Origin of the sequence: Pseudomonas sp. Leaf127 (assembly GCF_001423155.1) — a bacterium.
GTDB classification, from domain to species: Bacteria; Pseudomonadota; Gammaproteobacteria; order Pseudomonadales; family Pseudomonadaceae; genus Aquipseudomonas; species Aquipseudomonas ovata.
Genome location: NZ_LMOA01000004.1, coordinates 26,506 through 42,299 on the forward strand (window position 1 = coordinate 26,506; position 15,794 = coordinate 42,299).

12 protein-coding genes and 2 pseudogenes are annotated in these 15,794 nt (G+C 64.2%); 2 read left to right on the plus strand and 12 right to left on the minus strand.

Going from position 1 to position 15,794, the window contains the following annotated elements:
- Nucleotides 1-101 precede the first annotated feature (101 nt).
- Nucleotides 102-647: an RNA polymerase factor sigma-70 gene (locus ASF84_RS05005; RefSeq protein WP_056835895.1), complete on the plus strand. Its 546-nt coding sequence runs from the start codon at nucleotides 102-104 to the stop codon at nucleotides 645-647.
- On the opposite strand, the gene ASF84_RS05010 is transcribed toward ASF84_RS05005, so the two are convergent.
- The 6 genes from ASF84_RS05010 to ASF84_RS05040 all read right to left on the minus strand — a co-directional run bounded on the left by ASF84_RS05010 (nucleotide 648) and on the right by ASF84_RS05040 (nucleotide 8,537).
- Nucleotides 648-1,574, minus strand: coding sequence for a cation diffusion facilitator family transporter (locus ASF84_RS05010; RefSeq protein ID WP_056835897.1), 927 nt, complete (start codon nucleotides 1,572-1,574; stop codon nucleotides 648-650). It abuts the gene before it with no gap.
- Between the two features lie 3 nt (nucleotides 1,575-1,577).
- Nucleotides 1,578-3,104 (minus strand): APC family permease, encoded by a 1,527-nt coding sequence (locus tag ASF84_RS05015; RefSeq protein ID WP_056835899.1) that lies wholly within the window; start codon nucleotides 3,102-3,104, stop codon nucleotides 1,578-1,580.
- Nucleotides 3,105-3,209: 105 nt separating this feature from the next.
- Nucleotides 3,210-3,965, minus strand: coding sequence for a gamma-glutamyl-gamma-aminobutyrate hydrolase family protein (locus ASF84_RS05020; RefSeq protein ID WP_056835900.1), 756 nt, complete (start codon nucleotides 3,963-3,965; stop codon nucleotides 3,210-3,212).
- A 226-nt stretch (nucleotides 3,966-4,191) separates the two neighbouring features.
- Entirely contained in the window at nucleotides 4,192-5,469 is a 1,278-nt protein-coding gene (locus ASF84_RS05030) for an NAD(P)/FAD-dependent oxidoreductase (RefSeq protein WP_056835904.1), read from the minus strand.
- Between the two features lie 34 nt (nucleotides 5,470-5,503).
- Nucleotides 5,504-6,997 carry an aldehyde dehydrogenase gene (locus ASF84_RS05035; RefSeq protein ID WP_056835906.1) on the minus strand — a complete coding sequence of 498 codons (1,494 nt, stop codon included), beginning with the start codon at nucleotides 6,995-6,997 and terminating at the stop codon, nucleotides 5,504-5,506.
- Between the two features lie 157 nt (nucleotides 6,998-7,154).
- Complete coding sequence (locus tag ASF84_RS05040; RefSeq protein WP_056835908.1) at nucleotides 7,155-8,537, minus strand: glutamine synthetase family protein; 1,383 nt, start codon at nucleotides 8,535-8,537, stop codon at nucleotides 7,155-7,157.
- Between the two features lie 234 nt (nucleotides 8,538-8,771).
- Between ASF84_RS05040 and ASF84_RS05045 the strand changes: the two genes are divergently transcribed.
- Nucleotides 8,772-9,662, plus strand: a complete 891-nt coding sequence (locus tag ASF84_RS05045; RefSeq protein WP_056835909.1) for a LysR family transcriptional regulator — start codon at nucleotides 8,772-8,774, stop codon at nucleotides 9,660-9,662.
- Nucleotides 9,663-10,073: 411 nt separating this feature from the next.
- On the opposite strand, the pseudogene ASF84_RS30110 reads toward ASF84_RS05045, so the two are convergent.
- The 6 genes and pseudogenes from ASF84_RS30110 to ASF84_RS05070 form a co-directional block, all read right to left on the minus strand.
- Nucleotides 10,074-10,421, minus strand: a pseudogene (locus ASF84_RS30110) (methyl-accepting chemotaxis protein); the annotation flags it as partial.
- 396 nt (nucleotides 10,422-10,817) lie between these two features.
- Nucleotides 10,818-11,069: pseudogene (locus tag ASF84_RS30115) on the minus strand (hypothetical protein); the annotation flags it as partial.
- Between the two features lie 68 nt (nucleotides 11,070-11,137).
- Entirely contained in the window at nucleotides 11,138-12,310 is a 1,173-nt protein-coding gene (locus tag ASF84_RS05055; RefSeq protein WP_056835911.1) for an MFS transporter, read from the minus strand.
- Between the two features lie 93 nt (nucleotides 12,311-12,403).
- Nucleotides 12,404-12,892, minus strand: coding sequence for a DUF3237 domain-containing protein (locus ASF84_RS05060; RefSeq protein WP_330219663.1), 489 nt, complete (start codon nucleotides 12,890-12,892; stop codon nucleotides 12,404-12,406).
- A 35-nt stretch (nucleotides 12,893-12,927) separates the two neighbouring features.
- Nucleotides 12,928-14,262: a hypothetical protein gene (locus ASF84_RS05065; RefSeq protein ID WP_056835913.1), complete on the minus strand. Its 1,335-nt coding sequence runs from the start codon at nucleotides 14,260-14,262 to the stop codon at nucleotides 12,928-12,930.
- Nucleotides 14,263-14,391: 129 nt separating this feature from the next.
- Complete coding sequence (locus ASF84_RS05070; protein WP_056835915.1) at nucleotides 14,392-15,660, minus strand: serine hydrolase domain-containing protein; 1,269 nt, start codon at nucleotides 15,658-15,660, stop codon at nucleotides 14,392-14,394.
- Nucleotides 15,661-15,794 lie beyond the last annotated feature (134 nt).

Sequence of the window (15,794 nt, forward strand, 5' to 3'; positions counted from 1 at the left end):
AAAATAATGATTATCATTTGACAGCTTTTGGTGCCAGCACTACCTTGTGTCCGCCACAGGGATATCGACCTCTTTATAACTTACGTCGCATAGGCACAATCATGCAGGAATATGGATCCGTAAAGCCCGCTCAAGAGACTTCTGCACCGTCACTTCTGGAAGCCTTACTGGATAACCGTACCACCCTGATCAAAACGGCGGCGCGGATCACCGGCTGCCACAGTCGGGCTGAAGATGTGGTGCAGGATGCCTTTCTGAGACTGGCCAAGACGCCAAAAATGGCGCTGCCCCTCAGAGCACAGATCAGTTATGTCTTTCGTATCGTGCGTAACCTGGCGATCGATCACTACCGCAAGCAGGCCATGGAGCAGAAATACTCCGGCACCGAAGAGGAAGGCCTGAACGTCGCCATCCAGGGCTCCACCCCGGAAAGCCAGAACCTGGACCATGAAACGCTGATGATCGTCGACGCCGCACTTGGCGAACTGCCCAGGCGCACCCGCTACGCCTTTGAAAGCTATCGCTTGCACGGTGTACCGCAAAAGGACATCGCCAAGGAACTGGGCGTGTCGCCGACCCTGGTCAATTTCATGATCCGCGATGCAATGGTGCATTGCCGCAAGGCGCTGGGCGAGCGCGTGCAGTAATCAGCGCGCCCACTGCGGGTCAGTGGTAAAGGCGATGGTCAGCCAGCGGTTCGGGCCTTCGGCACCGATGGCCTCGCCCACGACATCGCGCACCGCGTCCCACTCGGCCAGGGTCCAGGCCGGCCAGTCCTGGGGCACGATGAAGTACAGCTCGATCTGCCGGGCGCGACCGACCTTGGCCACATAGGCCTGCCAGTCGATAAAGCCATAGCGGGCCACCACTTGCGCGGCCACTTCGTCGACCGCTTGCTTGAGGGCCGGCGGGGTCACCATCAGCACATCCGAAAACGCCTGGCGGATGGTCAGCAGCGGAATGGGGATGATGATCAGGCAGATGATCGCCAGCACGGCCGGGTCGATATACGGCGCCAGCCAGGCATAGGCCGTGCCCTCCACCAGTGCCCCGACAATAAAGGCGATCAGCAGTGCCAATGAGATGCTGCCGGACATGACCCAGGCCTTGGCGTCCAGCGCCACGAAATCCGAACGGATGCGTTTATTGGCCCGAAACGCCAGCGCCGCCAGGCTGAAACACACCAGGGTGGTCAACCCCGCATAGACAATCGCAAAGCCGAATTCCAGGTGCCGCCCGCCATTGAGCAGGCTGCCGATGGCGTTGATCAGCGCATACAGCGACACCCCGCACAGCAAGGTGCCGTTGATCGCCAGCACCATCGGCTCCAGGTGCCAGAAGCCCATGTTGAAGCGCTCGGCCAGGCGCCGGCTGGCCTCGCCCTCGGTGGTGTGCCGGCGGATCAGCGTGGCGACGATCAGCGCCAGCACACTCATGCTCGCATCGGCCAGCGAATAGACCCCGTCGAAGACAATCGAGAACGAGCCCGACAGCAGGCCGAAGACAATGCCGAAGGCCGCCACCAGCACGGTGACGGCAATCGACAGGCGCAGCAGCCCTTGCTCGGTGTGCATGATTCAGGCTCCGGCTTCCAGCGCTTGCGGTGCACGCAGGGTCGCCCGTTGCAAGGTCTGCCCGGAAAAGTACGCCGGGATCAGCCAGCGGAAGATGCCCATCAGCACCACGCCCAGCAGCAGGATCACCACGGCAATGATGCACACCAGCCCTACTCCGCCGATGTGCGAGCCGCTGCCGAAGTCAGGCGAAGCGCTGTCCACGGCCGTCTGCGCAAAGATCACCGCCAGCGCGCTGCCGCCCAGCAGCGGGCACAGGCCGCGCAGCAGGAAATGGCGCAGGCTGTCGAACAGGCTGGCGCGGAAATACCACACGCAGGCAAAGGCGGTCAGCGAATAGTAAAAGCAGATCATCATGCCCAGCGCGGTGATGGTGTCGGCCAGCACGTTCTCGCTGAGCAGGCGCATGCTGACGTAGAAGATCGCCGCCGCAGCGCCGGCGCACAGGGTGGCAAAGCGTGGTGTCAGCGAGCGCGGGCAGATGCTGGCAAAGCGCTTGGGCAGGGCCTGGTAGTAGCCCATGGCGAACAGCGTGCGGGCCGGCGAAATGAAGGTCGACTGCAAGGAGGCGGCGGTGCTGGCCAGCACAGCGATGGACATCAGGATCGCCAGCGGGCCCATCACCGGACCGGCCAGGTGGGCGAAGACGTTTTCCTGGATGGTCGGGTTGCCCAGCCCCAGGCCCTGGTCGGCCACGCCGGCAAAGCGCAGGGTGGCAATCGCGGTCACCAGGTACAGCCCCAGGATCACCAGCACGGTGAGCGCGGCGGCCCGGCCTGGCACGGCATGGCTGCTGACCGATTCTTCGCTGACGGTCAGGCACACGTCCCAGCCCCAGAAAATGAAGATCGACAGCGACAGCCCGGCGGCAAACGAGGAGAACGAGCCGATGCTCCAGGGGTTGAACCAGTTGAGGTCGAATGCCAGCGCAGGGCCCTGCGGGGATTGGCCAAAGGCAGCGATGCAAAAGCCCAGCAGCACGAACAGTTGCAGCGCCACCAGCACGTACTGCACGCCCATGGTGGTGCCGATGCCGCGGCAGCAGATCCACACCGCGATGCCGATGAACGCACAACAGGTCAGGATGTTGATCCACACGTTATCGCTCAGGGCGATGAGCTCGGCGCGGCCGGTCAACTGGCCCAGGAACAGGTAGAAGAAATCCACCGCCACCCCGGCCAGGTTCGACAGTACGATGGTGGTGGCGGCCACCAGCCCCCAGCCGCCGATCCAGCCCATCACCGGCCCGAAGGCGCGTGCCGACCAGGTGAACGAGGTGCCGCTGTCGGGTTCGGCAGCGTTGAGCTCGCGGTAGCCCAGGGCGACCAGCAACATGGGGATAAAGCCCACCAGGAAGATCGCCGGCAGGTGCGCGCCGACCTCGCGCACGGTCGGGCCCAGCGCACCGGTCAGGGTATAGACCGGCGCGATGGTCGAGATGCCCAGCACCACGCAGGCCAGCAGGCCCAGGCTGCCACTGGCCAGCCCCTTGGAACTGGTGCGCGCAGAAGTTTCGCCGTTGTGACTCATTCAGTGTCCGCCGCTTTATTGGAATTATTGGCCTGTAGGACCGGTTTCAACCGAGAACGGGCGCCACCTGATCGTGCGGCGCATCATTCGCGGCCAACGCCACGCCTACGACGGGTTGCGTGTCTGCGCGTAGGCCTGGCAGGCCTCACGAAACGCTTCGAACAGGCGCAGCGATTCGGGATTTTCCAGAAAGCGCCATTCGGGGTGCCATTGCACACCCAGCACAAAGCCTGGCGAATCCTGGGTCGACACCGCTTCGATCAGCCCGTCGGGCGCCAGCGCTTCGGCGCGCAGGCCCGGGGCGAGCCGGTCGATGCCCTGGCTGTGCAGGGAGTTGACCTGAAACTGCGTGGCCAGGCCCAGGCGCTCCAGCACCCCGCCCGGTTGCACCGTCACGCCATGTTGCGGCGCGTACTGCTCGGCCAGCGAGTCACTGTGCGGCTCGCGGTGGTCGAGAAAGCCCGGCAGTTCCTGCACCCGCTGATGCAAGGTGCCGCCCAGGGTCACGTTGAGTTCCTGGAAACCCCGGCAGATGCACATCACCGGCACGCCTTGGGCGATGGCCGCACGCAGCAGCGGCAAGGTCGTGGCATCGCGCAAAGGGTCATGCTGCGTGCCTTCGGCACTGGGCGCGCCCTGGTAGTGGTGTGGTTCGACATTGCTGGGCGAGCCGGTGAACAGGATGCCGTCGAGCTGTTGCAGCAACAGCTGTGGGTCGGTGGGCGTGCTCAGGGCCGGCAAAACCAGCGGCAGGCCGGCAAAGGCCGCCGCCTCGACGTATTTGTCGCCCACGGTGTGCGAGGCGTATTTACCCAGCATCTGCCGGCAGGCGGTGACGCCAATCAGAGGAAGACGAGACATGGTGGATCCCCGCATCAAAGCAATATTCGTGATAAATCCGTATCTGACGGTACAGCCGCCCCCGGTAGGAGCGCGCTTGCCCGCGACCGAGTGCGTAGCGCTCGCAAAATTGATGAAACGCCACAAATTTATGCGTGTGAACACATTCGAAATCTGCGAAACGCTACAAATTTACGACTGCTAACGCAGCCGGTCGCGGGCAAGCGCGCTCCTACCCGGCGGGGGTTTACACCCCCAGCCGGTCGCGCAGTTGGTAGTACGAAGCCCCCAGCGCCGTGAACGGCACACGCAGCAGGCGCCCGCCCGGGAACGGGTAGTGCGGCAGGCCGGCAAAGGCGTCGAAGCGCTCGGCCTGGCCGCGCAGGGCCTCGGCCAGCAGCTTGCCGGCCAGGTGGGTGTAGGTCACGCCATGGCCGCTGCAGCCCTGGGAGTAGTAGATGTTGTCGCCCAACCGGCCAACCTGCGGCAAGCGCGACAGGGTCAGCAGGAAGTTGCCGGTCCAGGTGTAGTCGAACTTGACGTTTTTCAGCTGCGGGAAGACCTTGAGCAGCTTGGGCCGGATGATCGCCTCGATGTCGGCCGGATCACGGGCGCCATACACCACGCCGCCACCGAAGATCAGACGCTTGTCGGCGCTGAGGCGGTAATAGTCGAGCAGGTAGTTGCAGTCTTCGACGCAATAGTCCTGCGGCAACAGGCTGTTGGCCAGTTCATCGTCCAACGGTTCGGTAGTGATCACCTGGGTGCCGCACGGCATCGACTTGGCTGCCAGCTCCGGGATCAGGTCCCCCAGGTAGGCGTTGCCGGCCACGACCACGAACTTCGCCCGGACCTGGCCCAGCGGCGTATGCACCACCGGGTTCGGCCCACGGTCGATACGCGTGGCCGGGCTTTGCTCATGAATACGCCCGCCCAGGCTGGCCACTGCTGCAGCCTCGCCCAGCGCCAGGTTCAGCGGGTGGATATGGCCGCCGCTCATGTCGAGCATGCCGCCCACATAGCGGTCGGTGCCAACGATCTGCTGGATGCGTGCGGTGTCGAGCAACTCCAGCTGTTTATGGCCATAGCGCTCCCAGAGCTGTTGTTGCGACTCCAGGTGACCCATCTGCCGGCTGGTCAGGGCCGCGAACACACCACCGTTCTTCAAATCGCACTGGATGCCGTACCTGGCCACCCGCTCGCGGATGATACGTCCACCTTCGAAGGCCATGTCCCCCAGCAGGCGCGCCTGGTGCGGGTCGACGGTCTTCTCGATGACATCGATGTCGCGGCTGTAGCTGTTGACGATCTGCCCGCCGTTGCGCCCCGAAGCGCCGAAGCCGACCTTGGCCGCCTCCAGCACCGTGACCGAAAAGCCGTGTTCCAGCAGGAACAAGGCGGTCGACAGCCCGGTGTAGCCGGCGCCGATCACACAGACATCAGTCTCGATGGCTTCGGTCAGCACCGGGTACTCGTCGTGGCGGTTGCGCGAGTCGGCGTAGTAGCTCTGTACATGTTGCTGCATGGTCGATTCTCCGGGGCGCAGGAGGCCTGCGCCCTTACAACTTGATCCAGGTGGCTTTGAGTTCGGTGTACTTGTCGAAGGCATGCAGCGACTTGTCGCGACCGTTGCCCGACTGTTTGAAGCCCCCGAACGGCGCGGTCATGTCGCCGCCATCGTATTGATTGACCCATACGCTGCCGGCGCGCAGCGCCCTGGCGGTCAGGTGTGCCCTGGACAGATCCGCGGTCCAGACCCCGGCGGCCAGGCCGTAGACGGTGTCGTTGGCGATGCGGATGGCTTCTTCGACGCTGTCGAAGGTCATCACCGACAGCACAGGACCAAAGATTTCCTCGCGAGCGATGCGCATGGCGTTGTCGACGCCATCGAACAGGGTCGGCTCGACATACAGCCCGCCAGTCTCCTGCAAGGTGCGCCGACCGCCGCTGAGCAGGTGCGCGCCGTCCTCATGCCCGGCCTCGATGTAGCCCAGCACGGTGTCCAGCTGCGTGGCGTCCACCAGCGCGCCGACCCGGGTGGCAGGGTCCAGGGCGTGGCCGGGCTGCCACTGCTTGAGCGCTTCGACCACCATGGGCACGAAGCGCGCCTTGATCGAGCGCTCGACCAGCAGGCGGGAACCGGCGGTGCACACCTCGCCCTGGTTGAAGGCAATGGCGCTGGCGGCGGCTTCGGCTGCCGCCTGCAAGTCCGGTGCATCGGCGAAGACGATGTTGGGGCTCTTGCCGCCGGCTTCCAGCCAGACGCGCTTCATGTTCGACTCGCCGGCATAGACCATCAGTTGCTTGGCAATGCGCGTGGAGCCGGTGAACACCAGGGTGTCGATGTCCATGTGCAGGCCCAAAGCCTTGCCAGCCGTGTGGCCGAAACCGGGCAGCACGTTGAGTACCCCGGCCGGCAGCCCGGCCTCGACCGCCAGTGCGGCGATGCGGATCGCGGTCAGCGGCGATTTCTCGGACGGTTTGAGGATCACCGAGTTGCCGGCTGCCAGTGCCGGCCCCAGCTTCCAGCAAGCCATCATCAGCGGGAAATTCCACGGCACGATGGCCGCCACCACGCCGACCGCCTCGCGGGTGACCAGGCCGAGCTGGTCGTGCGGGGTGGCGGCGACTTCGTCATACAGCTTGTCGACCGCCTCGGCGCTCCAGCGAATGGCGTTGGCCGCGCCGGGCACGTCGATCTTTACGGCATCGGCAATCGGCTTGCCCATGTCGAGGGTTTCCAGCAGCGCCAGTTCATGGGCGTTGGCCTGCATCAGCTCGGCAAAGCGAATCAGCACCTGCTTGCGCGCCGCTGGCGCCTGGCGCGCCCAGACACCGCTGTCGAAGCGGGCACGGGCGACGCTGACCGCGCGGTTGACGTCATCGACATCGCAACTGGCCACCTGGGCCAGCAGGCGGCCGTCGACCGGGCTCTGGCAATCGAAGGTCGCATCGCAGACGGCGGCGACATACTTGCCATCGATAAAGGCCCGGCCTTCGATGGTCAGGTTCTGGAACAGCTGTTCCCAGTAATCACGTGGCGGAATGTTCATGGTTGTTCTCTTGTTGAAATGACACCGCATGGCCTGTAGGAGCGCGCTCTGCCCGCGACCGAGTGCGAAGCGCTCGCAAAAATTGTGTAGACGCTGAAAATTTACGACTGCTAACGCAGCCGGTCGCGGTGGTCCGGCATTCCGGCAGAGCGCGCGCCTACACCGTGTGCAGATACCAGTTGTATTCCAGGTCGGAGATCGAGACTTCGAACTCGGCCATTTCGCTTTCCTTGCACGCCACGAAGATGTCGATGTACGCGGGGCTGATGTACTGGTTCATGATTTCGCTGTCGTCCAGTTCGCGCAGGGCATCGCGCAGGTTGTTCGGCAGGCTCTGGTCCAGTTGCTCGTAGGAGTTGCCCTCGATCGGCGCGCAGGGTTCGAGCTTTTGCGTCAGGCCGTGGTGGATGCCGGCCAGGATCGCCGACATCATCAGGTACGGGTTGGCGTCGGCGCCGGCCACGCGCTGCTCGATACGGATGGCGGCGGGGTTGCCGGTCGGCACGCGCACCGCGACCGTGCGGTTGTCCATGCCCCAGCTCGGCGCATTGGGCACATAGAACTGCGCGCCAAAACGGCGGTACGAATTGACGTTGGGGCACAGGAACGCCATCGAGGCCGGCATGGTTTCCAGAATGCCGGCGATGGCATGGCGCAACGGCGCATGCTGCTCGGGGTCTTCGGTGGCAAAGATGTTCTGGCCGGTGGCCTTGTCGAGCAACGAGATGTGTACATGCAGGCCGTTGCCGGCCTGGCCCGGGTAGGGCTTGGCCATGAAGGTGGTGTCCATCTCATGGTCGTAGGCAATGTTCTTGATCAGGCGCTTGAGCAGCACGGCGTAGTCGCAGGCCAGCAGCGCGTCCTCGACGTGGTGCAGGTTGACCTCGAACTGCGCCGGTGCACTTTCCTTGACGATGGCGTCGGCCGGGATGCCCTGCTCCTTGGCGCCTTCGAGAATGTCCTGCAGGCATTCGGCGTACTCGTCCAGGTCGTCGATCAGGTACACCTGGGTCGAGTGCGGGCGCTTGCCGGAAATGGGCGAGCGCGGCGGTTGCGGGCGGCCGTTGATGTTCTCCTGGTCGATCAGGTAGAACTCCAGCTCGAAGGCGGCGCAGATGGTCAGGCCCAGCGCATCGAACTTGGCAACGATCTGGCGCAGCACTTCGCGCGGGTCGGCGAAGAACGGCTCGCCGTCGAGTTCGTGCATGGTCATCAGCAGTTGCGCGGTGGGGCGCTTCTGCCAGGGCTCGTAGGCCAGGGTGCCGGGGATCGGGTAGCAGACCCGGTCCGAATCGCCGATGTCCAGGCCCAGGCCGGTGCTTTCCACCGTCGAGCCATTGATGTCCAGTGCGAACAGCGAGGCCGGCAGGTTGATGCCGCGCTCGTAGACCTTGTGCAGGCTGGGACGCTCGATGCGCTTGCCGCGCACCACGCCGTTCATGTCAGAGATCAGCAGGTCGACATATTGCACTTCGGGGTGAGTACGCAGGAACTCACTGACTTCACTGGAGACGATGGCGCGCGGGGATACCGACGACATGATTGAACACCTTTGATGGTTTTTGTGTGGGGCATTGCAGACGGCAGGATGGACAAGCAGGCGGCGTATGAAGCGAGAGCGGCATTCTTGTTTGTGTTCTGCCTTGAGCCCCGAAAGTTGACTGTTTGACGCTTTTTCATGGCGATCTGCCGAAACAGCTTGGCAGCGCGAACTCACTGTAAATTACAATCGATGCAATAAATATTGGCGTTTTGGCAACCTGAGTTTGCATCCATGCAATATGAGATCAACCACAACGACCTCGCCCTGGTCCTGGCGCTGGTGCGCGGACGCTCCCTGGCGCGGGCCTCGGAATTGCTGCAGGTCGACATCTCGACGGTGTTCCGTTCGATAAGACGGCTGGAAAGCGCGCTGGGCAGTGCGCTGTTCGAAAAGAGCCGGCGCGGCTATGTGCCCAACGAGGTCGCGCAGGCCATGGCCGAGCAGGCCGAGCGCGCCGAACAGGCCTTGGGCGCGGCGCGCATGGCCTTGCGCCAGGGCGAACAGGTGGTCAGCGGCACCGTACACCTGACCTGCACCGAGGCGGTGCTGCACAGCCTGATGCTGCCGGCGCTGGCGCGCTTCATGCCGGGGTATCCGGCGCTGAACCTGGAACTGTCGACGTCCAACAATTTTGCCAACCTGAGCCGCCGCGATGCCGACATCGCCCTGCGCCTGACCGATACGCCACCGGAACATCTGGTCGGTCGCCACCTGGGCAGCGCCGCCTATGTGATCTGCGGGCACCCGGATTTTCGCCAGGCCCTGCACGACGATCCGGCCTCGGTGCCGTGGGTGGCCCCGGACGATTCGATGCCTGACCATGTGTCGGTGACCTGGCGCGAACGTACTTATCCACAGGTGGTGCCACGCTATCGTTGCAGCAGCATGGCGGCGGTGGCGCAACTGGTCAGCGCCGGCCTGGGTGTGGCGGCCCTGACCGACTTCACCGCCTGCGACCTGCACGGCGTCGAAGCCCTGAGCGCGCCGCTGGTGGGCTGCAGCACCGAAGTCTGGCTGTTGACCCGCCCGGACTGCCGCGACCTGCGCGCGGTGCAGACCCTGTTCGACGAACTGACCCCGCGCCTGCGCGAAACCCTGGAGCAGGTGGCAACACTGTCTTGATGCACTGTACTGCACTGGTAGGAGCGCGCTTGCCCGCGACCGAGTGCGGTAGCGCTCGCAAAAATTGTGTGGCCGCTGAAAATTTACGACTGCTGCGCAGCCGATGAACTGACACCGCGCCTGCGGGAAACCCTGGAGCAGGTGGTAGGAGCGCGCTTGCCGGTATGCCGGACCACCGCGACCGAGTGCGCAGCGCTCGCAGAAATCTGCGAAACGCCACAAATTTACGACTGCTAACGCAGCCGGTCGCGGGCAAGCGCGCAGCAAGGCGTGCGGGTCGGTGGCGCAGGTGTGCAGGGTGGCCAGGTCGGTCAGTGCGGTCCGGGCGTGGTGGTCCAGGTCGGCCGCCAGGGTGCGTACGCGGGTGACGCCGGCATTGATCTGCTCGCATGCCACGTGCTGTTGCTGGGCGGCGCCGTCGATCTGGCTGTTCATGGCCGACATCTGTATCACGCCCTCGCCTACGCCGTACAACGACTCGATCAGCGTGTCGAACAGCTGCGCCGTCTCGCGGCCACGCTGTTGATTGGCGGCCATCGACTGCACGACACCGGCGGTGTCCTGTTGCAGGGCCTCGATAATGCTGCGCGTTTCCTCGACCGAGTGCTGGGTGCGCCTGGCCAGGTTGCGCACCTCGTCGGCCACCACGGCAAAACCGCGCCCGTGGTCACCGGCACGCGCGGCCTCGATGGCCGCGTTCAAGGCCAGCAGGTTGGTCTGCTCGGCGATGTCGCGAATGATGTCCAGCACACTGCCGATGCGCCCGCTCTTGGCCGACAGCTGCTCGACTTGCTGGTCGGCCCGGGCCAGCTCATCGACCTGGCTGGCGACCAGGGTCGTGGTGCGCTCGATCAGCCCGGTGCCGTCCTCGATGGTCTGCAGAATGCCACCGGCTGTCTGCGCCGCCGACGCGGTACTGCGGGCGATGTCCTGGGCGGCGACGGTCATCTGCTGCACCGCCGTGGCAACCTGGACAATGTCCAGCCGCTGCCGGTCCATGGCCGCCAGGTTCTGCTCGCCGGCCTGGATCGAACGGGTTGTCACAGCGGTCGCTTGGCCCACCGCCCTCTGCACCTGCTGGATGACCGGCTGCCATTGATCGAGAAAGGCATTCATATCACGCATCACCCTTCCCAGCTCACCGGCACGGGCATCGTCGAGCCGGGTGGACAGGTCGGCGCGGCCGTGGGCCATCTGCCCGAGCATGGCTGCCAGGGTGCGCAGCGGGCTGACGATCCGGGCCGTGGCCACGGCCACCGCCGTCATCAGCACGACAAACGCCAGGATTCCCAGCAGGGGCAGGTGCTCGCCCATGCCCAGGCTTGCCAGCGTGACCAGCACGCCGGTCAGCAGCGCCAGGCAGACACCGGCCAGGCAAATGATTTGTGCACGTAACGTGGTAAACATGGCTTCACCTTTTTGCACAGGCGTTGGAAAACGGCGACCCGCTGCGGGCCGCCTGGCGACAATGCCGATTACGAAGAGGTGCCCAGCGATGAATCGCCGGCATGCTTGCGGGTCAGGGCCAGCATGACCAGCATCAGCACGCCGCCGAGCATGATCGTGGCCGCCGACAGCACGAAGATGCTTTGCCGGCCGTCTTCCTGCATGAACAACGCCAGCAGGGTCGGCGCGGCGGCGGCGGCCGAGACCTGCACCACGCCCACCAGCCGGGTCAGGCGCCCCTGCGGGTCGTGGGTGACGACCGAGGACATGTAGTAGGACAAGGCCAGGTTCCAGCCCAGGTTCATCAGGAACACCGCCAGCGCCAGGTCCACCGTGTCATGAATGCGGTAGGCCAGCATGAAGATCGACACCAGCACGATCAACGAGCCGGCTAGGATCATCGGCACCCGTCCCAACCGGCGCCCCAGCAGGCTGGGCAAGGCCGCACCCGGCAAGCCGCCCAGCAGGCCCATGCTGATTGCCCAGCCAATGTCTACCGGGGCAATGCCGGCGTCACTGCCGATGCCTTCGACGAAGCCCCACAATGAATAGATCGACAACTGCAGCAACAGCATGCCGGCCAGCGAGCAGACTCCGATGATTGTCAGCCCCGACAGGTGCCCGCCTGTACGCGCCGGTACCACCTCGTCGACCTGCCGGGCCGGCAGGCACAGGCAGGCCAGGCACACCAGCGCATACCAGCCGGTCAGGAACCCGATCGCCCAGTAAAAACCCCAGCGCTCGGCAACCATCGGCATGACCACCGCGCTGAAGGCAAACAGCGCCGTCTGTACGAACAGCAGGATGCCGTAGGAACGGTCCGGGCCACTCATCCGGCCCAGGCAGTAGATGGCGTACGAGTACAGCACGCCGGCGCACACGCCCGACACCAGGCGCAAGGCCATCAGGTGGTCGAACTGCAAGACACTGGCGGTAAAGAAGTTGGACAGAAACAACAACAGCCCTGTGCTCAGGCCGATGCTGCGTGCCCCCAGGCGACGGATCATCGGCAGGCACAACAAGGTGCCGACAATCGAGCCGCACATCTCGGCTGACATGACCCAGCTTTGCTGCACCAGGGTCAGCGCCAGGCGCTCGGTGAGCAGGCCGATGAAGATCGGCTGCACGCCGATCACGATGATCGAGGCGGCCGCAATAAAGATGCAGGCTGCACGCACCGTCATTTGATGAGTCGTTTTCATGAGAAATACCCGTACGGCTGGCCGTCGTCCGGCGATCATGCCAGCGTGTGAAGTTCGTTGTCAGGTGCGGCACCGCCGCCCGTGGGTGCTCGGTCAGGCCAGGCGATAACAGTGGATGACCACCTGATCAGAAGCCGGGTACAACGCACGCCCGATGAACGTCCCCTGGCTCAACCACGCCAGCCGCCCGAGCGGGACCTGGAAGCGTGGCGTGCAGGTGCAGCGGTAGTGCATCGGGTCGAGCGGCCAGTGGCCCTGCGCTTCAAGCGCCCGGCCCTGCTCGCTCAGCAGCAGCAAGCCGGTGTTGTGGATATTGATCAGTTCGCCCTGATCGGTCTGCAGGCTGTAGCGCGCGTCCAGTTCACCCACGCCGTCGGCGCGTTGCCGATAGAAGTCGGCGCCCCCGGCCAGCACCTGGCCACGGATGGCAGGCCCTTCGAAGTGCCCGCCCAGGATCGGGTAGTTGCTGCGCCGGCCATCGGCACTCTCGCCCAGGTCAACGGCCGCGACCGTAACCTCGATCGTCATCACCCACTCGAGCGCCGGTAACGAGCGCCCGGTTTGCACGTTTGTCGTCATCATGTCGTTCAGCCCTGGCATCTGCGATGCCGCCGAGGTCAGTAGCGGTAGGTGAAGTACAACTCAAGAGCGCTGAAGCGCTCGTCATTGCCGAACACCTGTCTGGCAGCAGCCTTGGCCGTGACCCAGTTATAGGACAGCGAGGTGTACAAGCGCGGCGTGGGCGTCCAGTCGAGGTACACCACCGTCTCGTCGGCAAAGCGGCGGTCACTGACCGGCGCGCCCTGGTAGTTGTCCTTGTCGAGCCAGAACTGGTAGTGGATGGCGCCGAGGGTGAACGCTTCGTTGAGGCGGCTCTTGAGCGAGAACTGCTGGACCCGTTCGTTGCTGTTGAACAGCAGGTAGTTGCCCACCACGTCGCCGACCAGCCAGGTGCTCCAGTCGACAAAGCCCTTGGCAAGCGGGTCCCAGGCTTTCTGGCGGTTGTCGGCCAGGTTGTCGTCACCGGAAAACGTTGCGTAGCGGTAACCGAGCATGGGCGTGAACGGCACGCTGTCGAAGGTGTAGTCGGCCTGGGCGTACCAGGCACTGGCGTCATAATCGACCCCTGCGCCGCTGCCGCGCTCGACGGCGTATTCACCGTTGAGGTTCAGGTTCGGCAGGCCGGGCAGCCTTGCGTTGAGCGCGCGCAGGTTGTAGACCTGCATGCCGTCGCGGCGGGCCTGGACCCGACCCTGGCTTGCCAGGGCGTCGACTTTCAGCGCCGTGGCGCCCAGGGTGACCTGGCCATTGAGGTCGTAGTCGAGGTTGCCACCGGTCAGGCGAAAGTCGCCCAGGTGATCATCGGTGCGCAGGCTGAACGCTTGGGCCTGCCAGGGCCCCTGGTGCCAGGCCAGGATCGCCGAGTCCTTGAACGCGGTGCGTGGGCCCAGCCAGTAGGCGCCGTCGCCGAAGGCATCGAGGTTGCCGTCCATGACGATAAAGCCGGTGCCGATCTTGTAGTTCTGCCGCCCGGCGGTGAAGGTCCACGCCCCGGCGCGCAGGCCGGCGTAGAGTTCTTCGGTGGTGGCGTTGCCGTCGGAGCTGCGGGTAAAACCGCCGGCGTCGCCATCGCCCAGGGTGGTGGCGGCGACCATCGAGCCGCCGGCCAGCAGGCTGACGTCATTGCCCAGGGCATAATCCAGGGTCACGCCGGGCTTGATATACATTTCCTGCCAGTCAATCTTGCTGCCGCCATTGCTGCCATTGCGAATATCGACCCGGCCGGCGCCGAAATTCACCCCGCGCGTGCTCAGGGTCGCGGCCCCCGCAGTGAAGTTGAGTTCGCCCTTGAGGTTGCCCTCCTCGAAGGCATAGCCGGCCCAGGTGGACGAACTGGCCAACGGCAGGCCGCAGGCGAGCAGCACGCAGGAAAAACGCGTCGTTGCATACATATGAAGCTCCTGTGCATTTGTTTTTGTATTACAGGGCAGTGAAAACGTGGCGCAGTCGGCCACAAGGCCTGGCGGGGCCAGGCCAGGACACCGGTGGAACCGGTGCCCGGAAATCTTGTTATGGACGAATCAGGCCGGCTGCTGCGCCAGGTGCCGGGTAATGGCGCGGAACATGCGCACGCTGTCGGCATCGAGGTCGGTGACCGCTTCAGGCAATGAGGACTGCTTGACGATCACCACCTGTGACACCAGGTCGACGAACAGGTACTGGCCATGAATGCCGCCGGCCATCAGTGCCTGACTGTGATCGTTGAACACGTACCACTGGCTACGGTAGGAAGCGCCCGGGGTCCATTGCGCAAAGCTCTGGTTGTCGGCATAGATCAGAGGATCACTGCCCACGGCAATCGCCTCGATGGCCTGGACGGCCAGCAACGGCTGACCGTTGTGCAGCCCTTTACCGGCCAGCAACTGGCCGAAGCGGGCCATGTCGCGCAGCGTGGCGCTGAAGCCGGCGCCGGCGACACTGCGGCCCCAAGGGTCGGCCATGAAATAGCCGTCGCGCTCACAGCCCAGGGCTTTCCAGAGCGGCTCCAGCAGCGTGTGACACGAAACGCCCGAGGCGCGCTCCATGACCCAGGCCAGGGCTTCGGTGGTGGCGGTTACATAATGAAAGAAGCCGCCATGCTCGCCGCGCTTGTGCAATGACGGCAGGTACTGGTACAGCGAGGCGTAGCGGGCGTATTCGGCCGGGGCCGGCTGGAAGCCACAGGCATAACCGTATTGCGAGCTTTCCGAGTCGGGGTCGTCATAGACCTCGCTGTAATCAATGCCCACGGCCATGTCGAACAGTTGGCGCACCGTGGCATCGCCAAAGGCACTGCCTTGCAGCTCAGGCACATAGACCTGTGCCTGCAGCGTGTCATCGAGCAGGCCCTGGTGAATCAGTTGCTCGCCGAGCGTGCCGATCAATGACTTGGTCACCGAGAACATGATGTGCCGGTCAGTGGCCTGCTGGCCGTTGAAGTAGCGCTCGTGCACCACCTGGCCCTTGTGCATGACCAGAAAGCCGTCGGTCTTGCTGGCCAGCAAATGGTCCATGACATTGACCGACAGGCCGCACACGCTCTGGAACGAAAACGCGTCGAGCGGCTGGAGCGCCACCGGCAAGGGTTCGCTCGACAGGCCTGCCTGCACGTCGATGCTCGGACGCAGTCGCGCCAGATGCCGAAAGCCCCAACGGTTGAACGGTGGACGCATCCAGTTGCTCCAGGTCACCCGCTGCGCCTGCCCGGCGGGAAAGCCTTGCATCAGGGCAGGTTCATCCTGCTCGGCCCTGGCGACCGAATGGACTTGCAGGTACTGGTTGACCAGGGGGTGCTCGACAATCTCGCTCATGGGACGGGTCCTGAAAAATGACTCTGCGTTGGAATTGGGTAAAATAATTAAACCTATAAAAACCTTTAGTCAATAAAATATTTGCCCAATGAAACGCTGGCTGCCTATCATCCGGCTGTGGATCGGGATTTTCA

Coding starts and splice junctions, on each gene's coding strand:
- ASF84_RS05005 (WP_056835895.1), top strand. CDS start 102: ATGCAGGAATATGGATCCGTAAAGCCCGCTCAAGAGACTTCTGCACCG.
- ASF84_RS05010 (WP_056835897.1), bottom strand. CDS start 1,574: ATGCACACCGAGCAAGGGCTGCTGCGCCTGTCGATTGCCGTCACCGTG.
- ASF84_RS05015 (WP_056835899.1), bottom strand. CDS start 3,104: ATGAGTCACAACGGCGAAACTTCTGCGCGCACCAGTTCCAAGGGGCTG.
- ASF84_RS05020 (WP_056835900.1), bottom strand. CDS start 3,965: ATGTCTCGTCTTCCTCTGATTGGCGTCACCGCCTGCCGGCAGATGCTG.
- ASF84_RS05030 (WP_056835904.1), bottom strand. CDS start 5,469: ATGCAGCAACATGTACAGAGCTACTACGCCGACTCGCGCAACCGCCAC.
- ASF84_RS05035 (WP_056835906.1), bottom strand. CDS start 6,997: ATGAACATTCCGCCACGTGATTACTGGGAACAGCTGTTCCAGAACCTG.
- ASF84_RS05040 (WP_056835908.1), bottom strand. CDS start 8,537: ATGTCGTCGGTATCCCCGCGCGCCATCGTCTCCAGTGAAGTCAGTGAG.
- ASF84_RS05045 (WP_056835909.1), top strand. CDS start 8,772: ATGCAATATGAGATCAACCACAACGACCTCGCCCTGGTCCTGGCGCTG.
- ASF84_RS05055 (WP_056835911.1), bottom strand. CDS start 12,310: ATGAAAACGACTCATCAAATGACGGTGCGTGCAGCCTGCATCTTTATT.
- ASF84_RS05060 (WP_330219663.1), bottom strand. CDS start 12,892: ATGATGACGACAAACGTGCAAACCGGGCGCTCGTTACCGGCGCTCGAG.
- ASF84_RS05065 (WP_056835913.1), bottom strand. CDS start 14,262: ATGTATGCAACGACGCGTTTTTCCTGCGTGCTGCTCGCCTGCGGCCTG.
- ASF84_RS05070 (WP_056835915.1), bottom strand. CDS start 15,660: ATGAGCGAGATTGTCGAGCACCCCCTGGTCAACCAGTACCTGCAAGTC.